Annotated in this window: 12 protein-coding genes; 3 read left to right on the top strand and 9 right to left on the bottom strand. The window is 40.4% G+C overall.

Features of this window, described 5'->3' with window-relative positions:
- Positions 1-111: 111 nt before the first annotated feature.
- The gene (locus BPOF4_RS10275; RefSeq protein WP_081457714.1) at positions 112-1929 is read left to right on the top strand and encodes a DNA ligase D; all 1818 of its coding nucleotides are present in this window, start codon (positions 112-114) and stop codon (positions 1927-1929) included.
- A 592-nt stretch (positions 1930-2521) separates the two neighbouring features.
- Here the strand turns inward: BPOF4_RS10275 and cydC are convergent.
- The 4 genes from cydC to BPOF4_RS10295 form a co-directional block, all read right to left on the bottom strand.
- Entirely contained in the window at positions 2522-4231 is a 1710-nt protein-coding gene (gene cydC / locus BPOF4_RS10280; protein WP_012959093.1) for a thiol reductant ABC exporter subunit CydC, read from the bottom strand.
- The gene (gene cydD / locus BPOF4_RS10285; protein ID WP_012959094.1) at positions 4228-5961 is read right to left on the bottom strand and encodes a thiol reductant ABC exporter subunit CydD; all 1734 of its coding nucleotides are present in this window, start codon (positions 5959-5961) and stop codon (positions 4228-4230) included. The genes cydC and cydD overlap by 4 nt, the downstream gene beginning before the upstream one ends.
- Before the next feature lie 171 nt (positions 5962-6132).
- A complete protein-coding gene (locus tag BPOF4_RS10290) occupies positions 6133-7596 on the bottom strand; it encodes a DEAD/DEAH box helicase (protein ID WP_012959095.1) in 1464 nt (487 codons plus the stop codon).
- A gap of 366 nt (positions 7597-7962) precedes the next feature.
- A complete protein-coding gene (locus BPOF4_RS10295; protein WP_012959096.1) occupies positions 7963-9333 on the bottom strand; it encodes a hypothetical protein in 1371 nt (456 codons plus the stop codon).
- A 289-nt stretch (positions 9334-9622) separates the two neighbouring features.
- Here BPOF4_RS10295 and BPOF4_RS10300 point away from each other — a divergent pair, with 289 nt between their 5' ends.
- The gene (locus tag BPOF4_RS10300; protein WP_041822839.1) at positions 9623-11032 is read left to right on the top strand and encodes an LVIVD repeat-containing protein; all 1410 of its coding nucleotides are present in this window, start codon (positions 9623-9625) and stop codon (positions 11030-11032) included.
- 80 nt (positions 11033-11112) lie between these two features.
- On the opposite strand, the gene cobT is transcribed toward BPOF4_RS10300, so the two are convergent.
- From cobT to BPOF4_RS10315, 3 genes are all read right to left on the bottom strand, one after another.
- On the bottom strand, positions 11113-12153 hold the full coding sequence (gene cobT, locus BPOF4_RS10305) for a nicotinate-nucleotide--dimethylbenzimidazole phosphoribosyltransferase (protein WP_012959098.1): 1041 nt from the start codon (positions 12151-12153) through the stop codon (positions 11113-11115).
- A gap of 61 nt (positions 12154-12214) precedes the next feature.
- Complete coding sequence (locus tag BPOF4_RS10310; RefSeq protein ID WP_012959099.1) at positions 12215-13600, bottom strand: sensor histidine kinase; 1386 nt, start codon at positions 13598-13600, stop codon at positions 12215-12217.
- A complete protein-coding gene (locus tag BPOF4_RS10315) occupies positions 13601-14293 on the bottom strand; it encodes a response regulator transcription factor (protein ID WP_012959100.1) in 693 nt (230 codons plus the stop codon). It abuts the gene before it with no gap.
- A 150-nt stretch (positions 14294-14443) separates the two neighbouring features.
- Between BPOF4_RS10315 and BPOF4_RS10320 the strand changes: the two genes are divergently transcribed.
- Positions 14444-15031, top strand: coding sequence for a hypothetical protein (locus BPOF4_RS10320; protein WP_012959101.1), 588 nt, complete (start codon positions 14444-14446; stop codon positions 15029-15031).
- A 17-nt stretch (positions 15032-15048) separates the two neighbouring features.
- On the opposite strand, the gene BPOF4_RS10325 is transcribed toward BPOF4_RS10320, so the two are convergent.
- Together BPOF4_RS10325 and BPOF4_RS10330 are read right to left on the bottom strand one after the other, a co-directional pair.
- Positions 15049-15945, bottom strand: coding sequence for a F510_1955 family glycosylhydrolase (locus BPOF4_RS10325; RefSeq protein WP_012959102.1), 897 nt, complete (start codon positions 15943-15945; stop codon positions 15049-15051).
- A gap of 17 nt (positions 15946-15962) precedes the next feature.
- Positions 15963-17306 (bottom strand): cell wall-binding repeat-containing protein, encoded by a 1344-nt coding sequence (locus BPOF4_RS10330; RefSeq protein ID WP_012959103.1) that lies wholly within the window; start codon positions 17304-17306, stop codon positions 15963-15965.
- Between the last annotated feature and the right edge of the window lie 98 nt (positions 17307-17404).

Raw genomic sequence — 17404 nt, forward strand, 5'->3', positions numbered from 1 at the left:
ACCTGCTTTTTTTCTTACTATGCAGAAGTTTGTCTCGAATTATGTATAGAAGGTTGGATTTATCAAACGCTACCTAGAAAAAAGAAAAGGCAGGTTTTACACTTGAAACCGATGCTTCTTCACTCCAATCCAACCATACCCCGAGGCGGCCAATGGCTCTACGAAGCAAAGTACGATGGTTATCGCTGCCTGTTGGTTTGGGAAAATGAAACGCCGCAGCTTTATAGCAGGAACGAAAAAGAATTAACAGCAAACTTTCCAGAAATCATTGAGTGGTGCCGCTCGAATTATGAGCAAGTTAAAGAATATCTGCCTCTTATATTAGACGGTGAGTTGGTTCACCTTACCAACTCCTATCAAAGTGAATTCACATTAGTGCAGCAGCGCGGCAAACTGCGGACAATAGAATCCATCACCCGACACAGCAGGCTTTACCCAATGAATTTTATCGCATTTGACCTCCTAAAAATCAGCGGCACATCTCTTATGGAGAATCCACTTTTCACACGAAAAAAACAGTTAGATAAGCTATGCAAAGTATTAGGCATAACAAAAGATACATCTCCTCTGCAGATCATCGAAACATTTAAGAAAGGAGAGGAACTCTTTGACTTTGTTACAGAACATAATGGCGAGGGTCTTGTAGCAAAGAAGAAGACGAGTACGTACCGATCTACCCGCTCAAAAGACTGGTTGAAAATTAAAAACTGGCGCTATGTTCAATTAATAGTGACCGCCTATGATAAAGGAAACGGATATTTTGAAGGCAGCGTTTTAAAAGATGGTGAGCTGACTGCTGTAACTCATTTTAAACACGGAATGAAGGATGAGGAGTACACGACTCTAACTGCATTATTTAAGGAAAATGGCGAAAAAAGAGGGAAAGAAACGTGGACCCTGCCACCATCTATCGTGGTGAATATAGCTTCTATCGGCTTTGATGGAAAACAGCTTCGTGAACCTCAGTTTGATTCATTTTTGATGGACGCAGAACCGGATGGTTGCACATGGAATTCTCTACAAAGACAGCTCCACCCTATCCCTAAACAAGTTGAAATCACTCATCCTGACAAGCCAGTTTGGCCATCTATTCATCTAGTGAAAGATGATTATCTTTTGTATTTGCAAAAAGCAGCTCCATTCTTCCTTCCCTTTTTACAAGACAGACTGTTAACTGTTATCCGGTTTCCACACGGAGCAGATGATGAGTCATTTTACCAGAAAAACACGCCTGATTATGCCCCATCGTTCATTCAAACGGCAGTCGATGAGGATATTGAATATATACTTTGCAATGACCTTAAAAGCTTATTGTGGCTTGGTAATCAATTAGCACTTGAGTTTCACATCCCGTATCAGACGATTCATCAAACCAAGCCTGCAGAATTAGTATTTGATCTTGATCCGCCCAGTGTAGATGAATTTGGACTAGCTGTTCAAGCAGCCTTACAGATGAAGGAGATCTTTGATCAGTTTCATCTCACCTCTTATGTGAAAACGTCAGGGAATAAAGGACTTCAGCTTTATCTCCCGCTGCCAGAGGAAGCATTTTCATATAAGCAAACTAGAGCATTTAGTGAGTTTGTCAGTATTTATTTATGCGAACAAAACCCTGAGATATTTACCATTGAGCGGCTGAAGAAAAATCGTGGCGGTCGTTTATACATTGATTACATTCAGCATGATGCTGGAAAAACAATCATTGCTCCGTACTCAACGAGAGGGCACAGACGAGGGCTTGTTGCCACTCCGCTTTATTGGGATGAGGTTGGTGACAAACTTACACCTGATGACTTTACGATTCCACGAGTAATCGAGCGGTTACGTTCGGAAGGTGATCCATTCCGCAGCATACGTGAAAATCTTGATGAGCAAGGAGAAGCGTTTGCGGCAGTGCTTGGAGAGTTGAAGAAGCTGGGGAAGAAATAATTAGTATTTAATAAAAGAGGCTGGGAACAGTATTTTAACTTGTATGAATTAGAATATTATAGATGCGGCCTATGGGATACCGCTCCTGAAATATACTACGCTTTTCGAGGGAAGCTGGTGAGCCTCCTCGTGCAAAAGCACTGTGGGGTCTCACCTTTGCTTTAGTTCCCTCAGAAGTCTACGTATATTTCATCCGCTCGGTTACTGCTTCTTGGAAATATTTAGTGACATGATAGAGTTGAAGGTCAGTTCAAATTTAAAATATTATTGTTGTTTCATTACTGTGTGTTTGAAAGGATTAGTAAAAAGCTAAATAAATGAGAGGGACCACTTATCAACCTACTCACTCCGTTGATTGGAGCGAAAGGCACCGACTCCTGCGGAATGAGCGTGGCCAGGGGAGATCCCACAGGAGCGTAGCGACGAGGAAGCTCCCGGACCGCCCGCGGAAAGCGTGTGCCTGCAGTGGAAATCAACAATTACTGCAGGGGGGACTTTTTCAGTGAGCATCTTAAGGCCCCATACACTCCACCCCAAAAACGATCATAAAAAAATAAACCGAGCATCCTTCACTCGGTTTATTTATATAGGTTTATCCAACCATTTCTCTTTCCACTTGCTTCATCTCATAGAAGTATCCTTTTTTCTCCATCAGTTCTTCATAACTTCCTGATTCTACGATTTCCCCGTGGTCCATCACAATGATTTGATCCATGTGTTCAAGACCTGTCAGGCGGTGGGTGATGAAAATCATTGTATCGTCCTTGGCTTGTTGAAAGAGATGCCTATAAATGTTCTTTTCTGTTAGAGCGTCGAGTGAAGAGGTCGGCTCATCTAACAGCCAGAGAGACTTTCCTTTTAGCATCGCTCTAGCAATGGCCAGACGCTGCTTCTCGCCGCCAGATAAGTTTTCTCCCTTTTCATATACCTGATCCTTTAGCTGAAACCCGCTTAGTTCCACTTTGTGCAAGAGTTCAATCAGCTCTTCATCTGATGCATCACCTTTAGCGATTAATAGATTATCTTTAATTGTGCCGTAAAAGAAATGATTTTCTTGAAGAACAACATTTGCATGTGTCCATATACTCTCGTCTGATACATCATTAATCGATGTTTCGTTAAAAGCAACCTCACCTGAGTCTGCTTTTTGTACCTTTAATAAAAGCTGCATCAAGGTTGATTTTCCAGAGCCGCTTGCACCGACAATCGCTGTTTTGGAGCCTCTTGGAAAGACCGCTGAAATGTTTCTTAATACCGGTCTAAAATCTCCCTCAAATGAAAATTGTAGACTTTTCACTTCAATGGATGGTGGGTCAGAAAGTGACAATGGCTTTATTGACTTTTCTTGCGCCTCATCCTTCACCACTTCATTTAATCTGCTGCTAGCTTTACGACTTTCCTCATAATGATTCGGAAAAACAGCCATCGGGGCTGCATTTTCAAATGCTGTTAACGAAATCATCACGAGCATCGCAAGGAACACTCCATCTAACTGTCCGCCGCTTACAAGATAGGCACCTAAAAGAAGGACGCCCCATGAAATCATAAGAGATGCAGCTTGATGAATTGTTTGATTGACCATTGCTACATTCCCTTCAATCTGCTGTTCCCTAACATAGGAGGCAGCTGATTTCTCAAGCAGACCTTGTTTCTCATTTAGCTTCTGATAAATTTTCAAGTCGCGGTACCCATGCATGAATTCCGTGGCATCGGTTGATAGCTTTGCTCGTTCCACTCGCACGGCGTTTTTCTTTTTCTTCAGGCTGACTGCAAAAAGAGCTGGGAGAATAATGCCTGTTAACAGCAAGCCAAATAAAAGCAATAAGGCAATATAGAATGAGTAGAACATTGAAAACATGATTGTTGCTAAAAAAACGAGCCCAAGCACAAGGGGCGGATAGAATACACGCAAGAAAAAGTTCTGCAGGCTTTCCACATCACCGACAACTCGCGCAAGCAGGTCACCGCTCCGGTATTTAGTAAATAAATTAGGGGCATGCGGTTCAAGTTTCTCATAAAAGGAAACTCTCAGGTCCCCTAGCATAGTAAATGTTGCTCGGTGTGAGAACAGCCGCTCGCCGTATCTGGCTGCTGCTCTTGATATACTGAACAACTTCAATAACGCAATCATGATGGATAATGCATAAAGCGGAGGGGCGAGGGCTGCTTTGGAGATTAAATATCCACTTGCAGAAAACAACCCAATGGCAGCAAGACCCGCTAAAAAGCCTAAAAGAACTGAATAGACAATGTCTCTTTTTTGTGAAAGCAATAAAGCCGCCACATTCGCTAATTCTTTCATCGAGTCTCCCCTCCTCGTTGAATCTGAACCATCTCACGGTACTCACGAGACGTTTGTAATAACTCTTCATGACGACCTTCTGCGATCTTTTCACCCTTTTCTAAGAGAATAATGCGATCTGCATGGCGTATCGTATGAAGACGGTGAGCTACTGTAATTACCGTTGATGTTTTAGAAAGCTCCTCGATTGACGCTTGCAGAATTCTCTCTGTTTTCAGATCCAGGCCGGTAGTAGGCTCATCAAATAGAATAATTTTAGGCTGCTTTAAGAACGCACGAGCGATTGCGAGACGCTGCTTCTCACCGCCAGAAAGTCCTCGTCCGGCTTCACCGACTTCTGTATCATAGCCATTTTCTAACTCGTTGATTAACTCAGTTAAGCCTGCCTTGTCACATGCCTCAACAATATCATTGCGAGTCACCTCACCACTTGTTCCAATCGCAATGTTCTCAGCAATAGTGCCAGCAAACAAGTAAGGGTTCTGCGAAATATAGGAAACCTGATCAAACCATTCTGACTCTTTATACTTTGATTGAGATAAACCGTCGATCAGAATCGCTCCCGCAGTGCGTGGCAACAGCCCCGCAATAGCATGGAGGAGTGTGGTTTTGCCCGAGCCGCTGCGTCCGATAATGGCTACTTTTTCATATGGTTTAATTGTTGTATTAATGTCCTGTAAAGTGAATTCTCCTTCGCCATATTTGACCTCGAACTGTTGCAGCTCAATTTGAGGCGGCACTTCATCACTCTTCATTTGAGCATCACCCCAGTTTACTTTCCCGCTTTCTTCCTTTAGTTCATCGGTAATTTTTTTAGCAGCCCCTAAACTGCCTCGCCCTGTATGAAAGGCACTGCCGAGGTCTTTTAGCGACATATAAAATTCCGGTGCCAAAACAAGGACAAAGAAGGCTGCATGAAACGTGATGCTCTCAAAAATGATTAAACGTAATCCTACTTCAAGAGCGATCAAGCCAATCCCCAGCATGGAGATAAATTCGAGCATTAATGAGGAGATGAAGGCAATTTTTAATACATCCATTGTCGCTTCGCGAAACCCCGTGCTGCTCTCTCGAATCGTCTCTTTTTGTTTTTTAGCCTGACCAAATAATTTTAATGTCGTCAACCCTTGGAGTGTATCTAAAAAACGTCCGGAAAATGCAGCAAGCTTATCCATTTGTTCTTCTGATTTTTGCTTTGTTTTTAATCCAATGATCACATAGAACAATGGAATAAATGGTGCTGTTATAATCATGATCAGCGCGGTATAGATATGCGCTTGAAAAACGGCAATCAAAATCATCAGCGGAATAACAGAGGTCTGGATGACCTGCGGGATATACTTGCTGAAATAACTATCCACCTCATCCACTGAATCCATCAGCACACTGACTTTTCTTCCAGACTGTCCTTTCATCGATGCTTGAAGCGGATTCGCTGCCAGCCTGTCAATTAATGTTTTTCTAAGCTTGGCTTTAGCTGATGCAGCCATTTTAACACCAAGTAATCCGTTTATATGAGTCAGGACCACTCTCCCAATAAGTGCCGCAAGAAGCCAGCCGAATAGTGGGATGAGTTCTGTAAATGCGCTGCCCTGTACAAATACTTCATCGACAATCGTGACAATGAAATAGGCTTGGGCAATCACTGTTGCACCAGTTAAAATCGCTGTGATAATAAGAGCAAGCCTAGTCATTTTATATGATTTTGCGATTTGCTTAAGTTCAGTCATCGTTTCATTCCCCTGTTTTTTAACTTGTATAGCTGGAGTTAGTGAAATGATTCACAATATCTTTATTGATGTCTATTATAAACAATCTATTAGTAAAATGCACTTAATCTGATTGAACGAAACGTGAACATTTTTATAGAAAAAACTGCCAGTACTAGACTGGCAGTTCGCTTATTTTTTCGCCGGGTGAACTTTTAATTGCTTGCCTTTAATCGTACGATGTTTCATTTCTTCAAGAACGAGCGGGCCTTTTCCATTTAAAACTTCAACATAGGTTTCTCTTTCTTGAATGGTAATAATCCCGATATCATCTGACTGTATGCCATTTATGGAAGAGAGAGTTCCTACAAAGTCAACCGCACGTAATTTCTTTTTCTTTCCCCCATTAAAATACAATTTCATAATATCTTGATTCAGTTTTTTTGCCTTATTTTCTTTTAGTTGAGGTTTCTTTTTCAATTTAATCTGAAACGCCTTCATAGCTTTCTTTACTTCTTCTTTTCCAGGACGTGGTACTCGTGTAATTTGCTCACCAATAAAATCCTCAATATCATCAATGTATCCATGTTCACTCGGAGTAACAAGGGTTCTCGCTTTTCCTTTTTTCCCTGCCCGGCCTGTCCGCCCAATCCGATGCACATAATTTTCTTTTTCGGCAGGTACATCATAGTTAATGACAAGGTCTATATCAGCGACATCAATCCCTCTGCCCGCTACCCCTGTTGCGACTAAATAACGAAAAGCACCTTCTTTAAACCGATCCATTACATCAAAACGGTCTTCCTGCTTCATTCCCCCATGTAATTTTTCTACAGGATATTGGCTTCTTAAAAGGGATTTTTCAAGCTTATCTACCTCTACTTGCGTTTGGCAGAAAATGATGCAGCTATCAGGATTTTCTGTAATTAATACCTTTTTTAAAACGTCTGTTTTCTCATCAGCCTCTACTTCAATTATAGCGTGGTTAATATTTGGCCGGCTTGCTTCCGTTGAGTTAATTTCGATATATTCAGGCAGACTCATATGACGCTTAGAAAGCTCCTCTACTCCATAAGGAAACGTAGCTGAAAATAACATTGTCACTCGATTAGCTGGTATCCGTGCGATAATGGCCTCCACTTGATCAATAAATCCCATATTCAGCATCTGATCTGCTTCATCAATAACCAAAAATCGAATATTTGTTGTATCCAGTGAATTCTTCTCGATATGGTCAAGAACTCGTCCTGGAGTGCCTGTGACAATATGATTTTTCTGCTTCAGCTCTATTTTTTGTCTTTCATAGGATTGCTTTCCATAAACCGCTGCTGCTTTCACCCTTTTAAATCGGCCGATATTGATGATTTCTTCTTTCACTTGGGCCGCTAATTCTCTTGTCGGTGTTAATACTAATGCTTGCGGTTTATTCTCCTCCCAAATGACCTTCTCACATAAAGGAATGGCATAAGCAGCTGTCTTTCCGCTTCCTGTTTGTGCTTTAACGATGACATCTTTTTCAGCTATAGCGACCGGTACAACTTTTTCCTGAACGTTCGTCAGCTTTTTATAATTCAAGAGGTCAAGCGCTTTTTGAACTTCTTTACTTATTTGAATTTCATTGTTTATTTGAATTCCCTTGCTTATTCGATTCTCCATAACATCCCTCATCTTTTCTTTTGTCCATATGATTAGGTTGCACTTTTATAGGCACCTAAATGTTTTTTATTTTTTTGTATAGAAAATAATCCTCTGGCTATAATAAGTTTTGAGGGCAGCAGTGCTCTCAACAACCATACCCCATCATTTTAACATGATGTTAGCTATACAAATTGGATGTTTTTCGATTATCCCTTTTATGAGGTGATTGCATTGTACAGTAACCAGAAATTTCAAGATTGTTTTTAACAAGAATGAAATGAGGTGTCTGTGGCAGATAATAATCGTTACGACCCCAGATTGTAAGTTGTTAGGGTAAGGTAAAAGGAGATGACCGCCAATGCGCTGGTCATCTCCTTTTTTAATTTATAAAAGCAAATATCCGATTAACGTGCCAACCCCTCCGTACAATATAGCAAATGGCATATTCCGCAACGTAATGCGATAAGGATTTTGCATCGTGTTCATCGAGGTCATCGTGACAGTGATCCCGTAAGCTCCAACTGTAGCTGTTGCTAGTGCACCTGTAATTAATACCATTCCGACGCTCATTGGATTAATGACTGAATATAAAGGCTGCATTACCTCAGCTAGTATGCCGATTGTAGCTACAGGATGGACTCCGATCATACTCATCAATAAGTAAGTACCTTGAATTAGCAGTAAAATGACTAAAGGTGTCTCAGAGGCAGCTAAAAACGGCTGCTGGATCATTCCTAGAAAAGGTGTTTCGTTTAAACTAGAAGAGAAAAAAGCAAGTGATAAGAACAACACAACAAAATTTTGCATGTGATTTGTTCGAAATTTCCACGTCCCCCATCCAATCGCAAGAAAACTCCGCATCCTGTTCATAACAAGAGCCCAGCAGAAACTAAATGGCAAGATGACAAGCGTAACAGATAAAATAAAGTTTAAGTTGTAGGCATTCCCTAATGTCACCACAATGAGCAAAAAGGCAGTTAATGCAATTACCAGTTTGGTGATTTTCCATGCAATGATGCCAGGTTCAATCGTTCGTTCGGGATGGTAGACAGCTGCTTCATAAGGTACCGACTTGAATCGCCTGGACCCCCATAACCAATCCACCATTAACACAATGAATGAACAAAGAATGAGCCAAGGAAGATAAGCTAGATAGCTGACACCTGTCGCATCCACTGTCATCGCCACCATAATCTCCATCGGACTCCAGCAGAGTGCAACGGCAAATGCTCGCAGCGTCGTTTGACTTATAAAAGAATCCTTGATTTTTTTCTTCATTTTAGCCATATTCTCTAGGAGCACTTCTTGAGAAATCGATAAGGCGGATAAATTAATGAACGAACATAAAGTGTACGTCGTAAACGAGCTTCTGACATACAGCTTCCCTAAGTCTGACACATTTGCTTTCATTAATTCATTAATACGACGGTCAAAACGTCCTGCACGAACGATGCTGTTCATCCAAGGTAACACGGTTAAAAAGGCGAGTAACGGCATAGTGGATGTAAAATACAGCGGGACTTGATAGAGCGGCAGTCCAGAATAGATATACATCCCCGTACCGACAGTAATAAAAATACTGCCTAAAATACGAAATAGTTTACTCGCCCCTAAAAAGGATATGAGAAGCATCGGAATGGCAAGGATTCCGATTACATAATGAATTGGTTCACTGCCTATAAACGTATTGGCTATATACATAAGTAAAATGACAGAATAAACAACATATAAATGTTGCTTCAAAAAATGATTCATTGGTTTCCCCTCTTACTCTCTTTTTTCCATTCCTCCACTTTACTCCTATTTAATAATAGAAGCAATGAGAATGTTTCGCATGTAGAAATATTCTAGTTCTTTTTTATTCAGCAACTATCATCCTAGAAAAAATATCCAACTACATACCTACTGCTCGTTAGGAAAATAGCATTAATTATTTCAATAACCGAAATAATTAGTATACTAATAAAGGTTTCTGCTTTAGTATATTGAATTGTGAAAAGGTGAAATAATCTAAAAATTATTGGAGGTTATTCGATTGAAAAAAATGAGACATGTTGTTCTTAAATCTACATTAGCAGGCGCTTTAGTATTATCGGCTGCAGCACCTGCAGTACTTGCACATGATGCACTAGATGAGTCTGGACTTCAAAAGGGTGAGCGTATCGTCTTCTCAAATGAAGAGTTAGCCACGCTAGGTGAGGCGAAAAATGAAGGGTCAGGCAAAGTGTCAAGCTTACAAGAAGCAGCATCTGTACAAATCGAGAAAATTAACGGAGGTGCTCAAAACAATACCGCTGATGTGTATGCCCATAAAGGATTTGCTTATTTAGGAACACATACAGCTGGCGGTGCGAACGGCGGGGTTCGTGTTTTTGATATGAAAGATCCTTCCAACCCTGTTGAAGTAGCTGCATTTGCTCACGATGACGTCCCTGGTACATGGCAGGAGAAAGTGATTGTTAAATCAGTGAATACACCAGAATTCAAAGGAGATCTTGCGGTTGTAAGTGTTCAGCAGCGGAACCGCAATGCCGACACTGCAGGAGGATTCTTGCTTTATGATGTAACCGATCCATACAGCCCAGAAAAACTTGGATTCTATGAAGTGTATGATAATACAGCAGGTACACATGAGCTTTATTTAGCGACTCAAGGAAATCGCGCCCTAGTATTCACTTCAAACCCGTATGCTGACTACTATAGTGGGGGCGAAGAAAAAGACTTCCAAATTATTGATGTCACTGATCCTGCAAACCCTGAAAAGTTGTGGGAGTTTGACCCTCGTGATCTTGCTGAAGTAGACGATTCCTTTAATGGATACCACTGGAACGCTCCGGACGGTAAAACTAGAGCAGTATTTAATCATTCAGTCATTACAGACAATAATGCACAATATGCATATGTGTCTATGTGGGATTTAGGAACGGTCATTTTCGATGTACGTGACCCTGAAAACCCTGTATACCTTGGGCGCACAGACTTCTCTTCTGAGCAGCAAGGTTCTGCTCACTCCGCTGCACTTGCTCGTGGCGGCAACGTCTTAATTGAAACAAGAGAAGTGTATGTTCCTGTACGCGCGGGCTATGAAGAGTCTTATGGTTATACTCGTATTTTCGATGTGAAGGATAAGACCAATCCAAAGCTTTTAAGTGAGTTCAAAACGGACTTAACGGAAAAAGTAGAAGATGGTACGACATTTGCTAATACTGTTCATGACCCTAAAGTACAAGGAAATACGCTTTACTTAAGCCACTATGCTGGCGGCGTGTACATGGTAGATATTTCAGACCCAGCTAACCCAGAGCAAATCGGTCAGTATGTACCAGATCAAGGCGATGTATGGGGCGTATTCGTTGACCGAAATTACGTACTAGCTTCTGATATGGGACAAGGATTAAAAGTTCTAGTTCGTGGAAATGGGCAGAATAATGGCGGTAATACACGTACTGAATAACTGTAAAAATAAATCCCGGTGGACAGCGACTAGCTGTGTCTACCGGGATTTTTTATGGCGAGATCATTTTTGTGTGATAATTATTTCGAGATACCAGCCGATTCAAAGGTAGCCATTTCACTCACCATTCTACATGCAGATTCAATAATTGAAAAAGCTACCGCAGCACCAGAACCTTCACCAAGCCTTAATCCCAAATTAACTAGCGGTTTCTTTTCGAGGGCTTCCACTGCTGTTAAGTGTCCTGGCTCAACCGACTGATGCCCGACAATCATGTACTCTGCACATACTGGTGCCATACGGACAGCAATCAGTGCTGCGACCGTGGAAATAAACCCATCTAAAATAATCGGAACGCGACGTTCAGCCGCAAACAGCATAGCTCCTGTCATGCCTGCAATCTCAAGACCCCCTAGCTTCCTCAAAATATCAATCGGATCTGCTGCATCCGCTTTTCTATTCTCGATTGACTGATTAATAATCTCTATTTTATGCTGCAGGCGTTCATTTGTGATACCCGTCCCATATCCAACTAAATCTTTAACGGGCTTGCCAGTCAATACAGCTAGGAGCGCACTGCTTGATGTTGTGTTGGCAATTCCCATTTCTCCAAGAATGATGCTCTCAATGCCTTCTTCAATGAGTTTTTCAGCCTGCCTTCTTCCGACCGCAATGGCTTCAACTGCTTCGTCGTATGTCATCGCATCTTCTTCAAAGAAATTACGAGTGCCGTTTCGTACCTTATCCGCAATTAACGCCTCATGCTCGATCTCTCCTGCTACACCAATATCTACAACCTTCAATGCAGCACCAATTTGTCTTGAAAATACATTAATCGCAGCTCCGCCGTTAAGAAAATTCATGACCATTTGCTCGGTCACTTCTTGCGGGAATGCAGAGACCCCTTCAGCGGCTATTCCATGGTCAGCCGCAAACACTAGAACGCCCGCAGGGGATACTTTAGGAAATGGATTATTTTTCATTTCGGCTAACTGAATCGCTAATTCTTCTAATCTTCCTAAGCTTCCTGGCGGTTTCGTTAAAGTGTTAATATAACCTGAAACCTGCTCGCCTAATTCTTTATTTAGTGCTGGGATTGTTGTTGGATGTATTGTATTCATGATATGCCCCTCTCCAATTGTATAAAAGACTCATATAATTGAAATATATCATAAAAGCGTTCTATTCAGCAGGAATTTCGATTATAAACGTTGTCCCCTCCCCCATTTTACTAGAAACGGAGATCAACCCGTGGTGGAGATGAATGATCTCTTTCGTAATGGCAAGACCTAAACCGCTGCCGCCAAGTTTAGTAGAACGAGAAGAATCTACTCGGTAAAACCTTTCCCAAATGCGATCAAGATCTTTTTCAGGTATGCCTGTGCCATTATCGCGTATTTCAATCATACACCTCTGAGTTTCCCGAGTTAGAGCAACATTAATTTCTCCCCCAGGTTGAGTATGACGAATCGCATTAGATAAAAGATTCATTACCGCCCTCTCAAACTGTCCTCTGTCAATAGCTACATACATATCATCATTAGCTGCATGAACCTTTAAATTTAGCTGTTTTGATTGGATGTCAAGCTTCAATTTTGTTTGTATTTGATCAAAAAAACCTTTCAGATCCGTTCTTTCAACATCCAAATGGAATGAACCCTCTTCATATTTCATTAAATGAAAGAGATCTTGAACTAAATGCTCCATCCGGGAGGCTTCTTGATAAATAATGTTTGATTGCTCTTTGACTACAGGTGGTTCAAGCTGCTGATCTTTTAATAACGCGGAATAGCCCTTTATGTAAGTTAAGGGGGTTCTAAGATCATGAGAGATATTCGTTAAAAATTGCTGCCTTTCATCTCGATACTCTTTTAAACTTATAGCCATAATTGAAATATCGGAAAGCAATATGGAGACCTCATCTTTACTAGTCGATATAGGTACGTCTACATCTAATCGACCCGAGGCAATCTCTCTAGTTAGTTCTTGAGCCTTCATAATAGGATTGGTCAGCCGCTTTGATAAATAGAAACTTACGATGACAGCTAAACACATGGCAAGGAAACCTATGCCTAATGTTAATAGAAAGATATGTTTTCTCGTCTTCTCGAAGCTTCCAGTATCTTGATCAATAAACAAATACCCTCTTTCTCCATCTATTGTCGCAAAGGAAGTGTAAGACCAAGCATGAGGGATATGTTCTTCCATTGTGTCGATAAATTCAGTTTTGCTGTTCTGATGAATCTTCTTTGATATCCATAATTGGTAATTAGCTAAGACCTCATCAGAAAAATACCTCGAACTGTTGATGACTTGTAGTGATTCATCAAAAATAATGAATGTATTTTCTTCTTGCCCTGCCTCCATCATCATGACATGCGCTAAGGTTGTCTCATCAGAGTGCGCGCCTATTATTTCGGCATGAGAAAGCAGCCGGTTTTCCACGTCTTCTTGAAGTTGATGTTTATAATAAGACTTAGAAAAATGATAAAAAGATAGACTCATTACGATGATGACAAAAACAATAGAGAAGAAAATAGCTATTAATAATTTTGTAGCCAGCTTCACCTAGTCCAGCTCCTCTAATGGCATTTTATACCCCACACCCCACACGGTTTCAATTAAGGGTCTTTCTATGCCAGCTTGTACTAACTTGTCTCGAATATGCTTGATATGGACATCTACATTTCGGTTGAAGCGTTCTTCTTCCTCTTCCCATTCAAGTGTTAGGAGTTGATCTCTGGTATATACTCTTCCTGGATATTGAAAGAACCTAGAGAATAATTGATATTCTTTGTTTGTAAACGGGATGACCTGTTCATTATATGTGAAAATTCTTTGAGATGGGTTCCTATTAATTCCGAACCTGCTAATAATTGTATCTTTCTCAAATAAGTGTTCTGTTCTTTTGATAACTGATTGAACTCTAGCCTTTAATTCTCTAGGCTCAAACGGTTTTGTGATAAAGTCATAAGCACCAAGCTCAAGACCCTTAACAACAGCTTCTGTATCATCCATAGCGGTAATTAAAATGACCGGAATTTCTTTTTGTAATTCATTTATGAGCTTCAAAAATTCAAAACCCGTCATCTCTGGCATCATAATATCTAATAAGATGAGGTGGATATCCTCCTTGTTTAAATAAAACTCTGCCTCAATGGCGCTTGATAACGTTCTAATATCATAGCTGCTTGATTGAATGCAGAGTTCAAGTAACTTTTGCATTTCCCTCTCATCATCAATAATTAATATTTTCTTCATCTATTCTCACCAATCTCTTCTTTACGTTTTTAGACATATTTATTAAGACAAACTAATACTAGTGTACAAACTACCTTTTGAATAAAGGGTTAATCGTTGTATTTACATAGTCCATAAATGTACATTTTGAAATAGAAGGGAGAATTCGTCATGCAGTGGTATTTACTATGTCTCCTCGTCCTTTTACTGGCCATCATTGGTTTTATTGTCTTTGTTTATAAATCTTATTTATCAAATATGCTCGGAATGTGCGCAGCTATGGCAATTGGTATGATGATAGGACTTTCATCGGGTGTTGTCCTTGGAATATTATTTTCAGATGCCTTTTTTGAGACGACCATCATCAGCATGTTTATCGGCGCTTTAATAGGCGTTTTATTTGGCTATCCATTCTCACTTATTGCTGTAATGGACGGATTTATCTCAGGTTTAATGGGAGGTATGATGGGCACTATGCTTGCCGTAATGGTGCCCACGCAGCATCACTTGCCACTCACTCAAGTCATGCTGCTGCTTTTAGTCGGCACCCTGTTTATTCTTTATTTAGCACTAGCTCAAGAAATAAAAAACAACACCCAAAAGACCTTATCTCTCAAGACTATCTGGTATTTCTTATTCATTTGCGCAAGCTTTATCTGTATTCATTTTATCGAAGTTCCAAGTCTCGCTCCAAATGAAGATCCCCATTCCAATCATCATCATGCTATAAAAACAACTGACCATTTAGATATCTTCTAAATGGTCAGCTTAATGTTCTACGGAAGAAATTTTCCATTTTCCGCTAATTGCGTCCAAGTGTCTCCAAAATCACTTGTATGATAGATCGCCTCTTGCATGGAACCTAAAATGATTTCATTATCTTGGCCTGGATGTTGACTAATATAAGAAATCATATCATTTTCTAAAGTGAAATCGAGGGACTCCCATGTTTGTCCAAAATCTTTACTAAAATATAACCCTTCTAATTCACCTACAAAGTAGGCCATTAATTCTTCGTTATCTCCGTTTAATGATTCAAGTGCAGTCGCTGTAGAATTGCTCTCCATTTCTTCCCAGGTCTGACCGTTATCTAATGACATATACACTCCCTCTTCAGTACCAGCAAGTACATGACTAGGAAACTGAGGATGTGACGTTAAACTGTACGTGTGACCAATTGGCTCTGGCAACCCTTCTGTTTCAACCTGTTCCCATGAATAACCACCATCTTCCGAGTGATAAAAGTGAGAGTTGTACGCATCTATAGCATAAACTTGGTTTGAGTCTCCTTTATTTGCATGAAGAAGATGAAAATCCACTTCTGGATAAAGAGCAATCGGTTCCCACGTTTCTCCTTGATCGGTACTTTTCATCACCCCAAGAGGATCTTCTAAATCTGACGAGTGACTCGGGTGACCACTTGAGAGCATTGTATTCTCATCCAGAATTGCAAGACCCATAAAATCATGTTTCTCTGCTTCTTTATTTACATCTATCCACTCCCCATCTGCATGCTTAATTAACCCGTGGTGAGTAGCAACATAAAAAGCATCTTCATGATGGGCATACTCCAGTCCATGGAGGTGAGAAAACTCTTCTACTTCACTTCCTGCAGTTTGACATCCCGCAAGGATACTTACTAAACCCGCTCCTAGTAACAACCATTTTTTCATTTTATTTCTCCTTTTGCTTAATGTTGACCATGACCGTCTCCATCAGCTGAGACAATCTCTAATTTTTCATCTAGTATTCCTTGTGTATTGAATGATATTGTATCAAAGGTACCTAGCAGATATCCATGATTATAAGGTCCTTCTGTTGGATCTTCCTGAAATTCAGGCTTTACTTGAGCCAAATAATTGTAAAGATCTTCAGTAAGTTCTCCTTCATCGAGCCAGATCATTGGAGCATGTTTGCCTAAATGGGCAAATGGGGCCGCTGCAATCGCGAGCTCTGGTGAGGCAGTCGATGCAAACACTAAGCCGTGTCCTGGTTCTGTGATCCCCCAGCCAAAACCAGTCTCTTCGTCTTTAAAAGAAGCCATTTCAATTGATTGACTGACCGCATTCTCACCTTCTATACGTTCAACATCACCATACTCTTCTAGTTCGCTTACTACCGATTGATTAATAACTTTTTCGGGTCCTAACACATATATTTTTGCCGAACCTTCTCTTTGTGCTAAGGCTTCTTTTGTTTCTTCTGGAATCGTGTCGCTATTCACATACAAAAGTGATTCATTCATATGAGAAATCCAATTCGCTGCAGTGAGCGTATATTCTTTTGCAGAGTCTTCCATCGAACCAATGATTACTGCCTCTTCTACAGTATCAATTGTTTTTGAAAACTCTTCTTCTACCATTTGTGCGAACGCCGCTGGGTTGTTCTCGTTAATCGTTTTCACTTCAAATGCAGTTAATTTACTTCGTTCAGACTCGCTAAGCTCCCCGACAGCTAATACTTCAATTCCTTCATTATTACCTTTTGGATTTAGACGGTTTAATTCATTTAATACATCATCATTTATTTCCTCATCATAATAAAGAATAGGGCCATCATTTGGATGATGTACTAAAGTTAAAGCAGCTAAAGAATACTGCCAATTATTAACTGGAGCTAAAATAACGGTGCCCGGTTGATTTTCCTCATGTGTAGAAGGCCAGATCATCTGAGATACATGAATAGACAATGTTATCGGATTATCTTCATTTAACCTTGTAATATTTTTTGTGTTTGATACGAGTAACTGTTCGGTTGCAGCCTCGTTAAATGAATGGGGTTCGTCTGCATAATCCGTTTTTCCACCTTGATTATTATGACTTTGATGGGCATCTTCAGTGGAGTCGTCACTGTCCATTTGATCATGATCCATATCATCGTGATCCATTCCCTCATTTTCCATTTCTTCGTTCATATTCTCATCCATCTCTTGTTCCATAGCAGGCTCATGGTCCGTATGCGTTTCCTCGCTGCAGCCTGCTACAAATATGGAAGCACCTAATAAGGCAGATGCTAGAAAAGTTGCTTTTTTCATTATTTTCATCCTCTCTAAGTAGTTGATTATAATGTACAAGATAAATATTAAAATTTAATTAAGAACGAAAAAAACACCTGAAGTTTTTCACTTCAGGT

Source organism: Alkalihalophilus pseudofirmus OF4 (assembly GCF_000005825.2).
GTDB classification, from domain to species: domain Bacteria; phylum Bacillota; class Bacilli; order Bacillales; family Bacillaceae_D; genus Alkalihalophilus; species Alkalihalophilus pseudofirmus.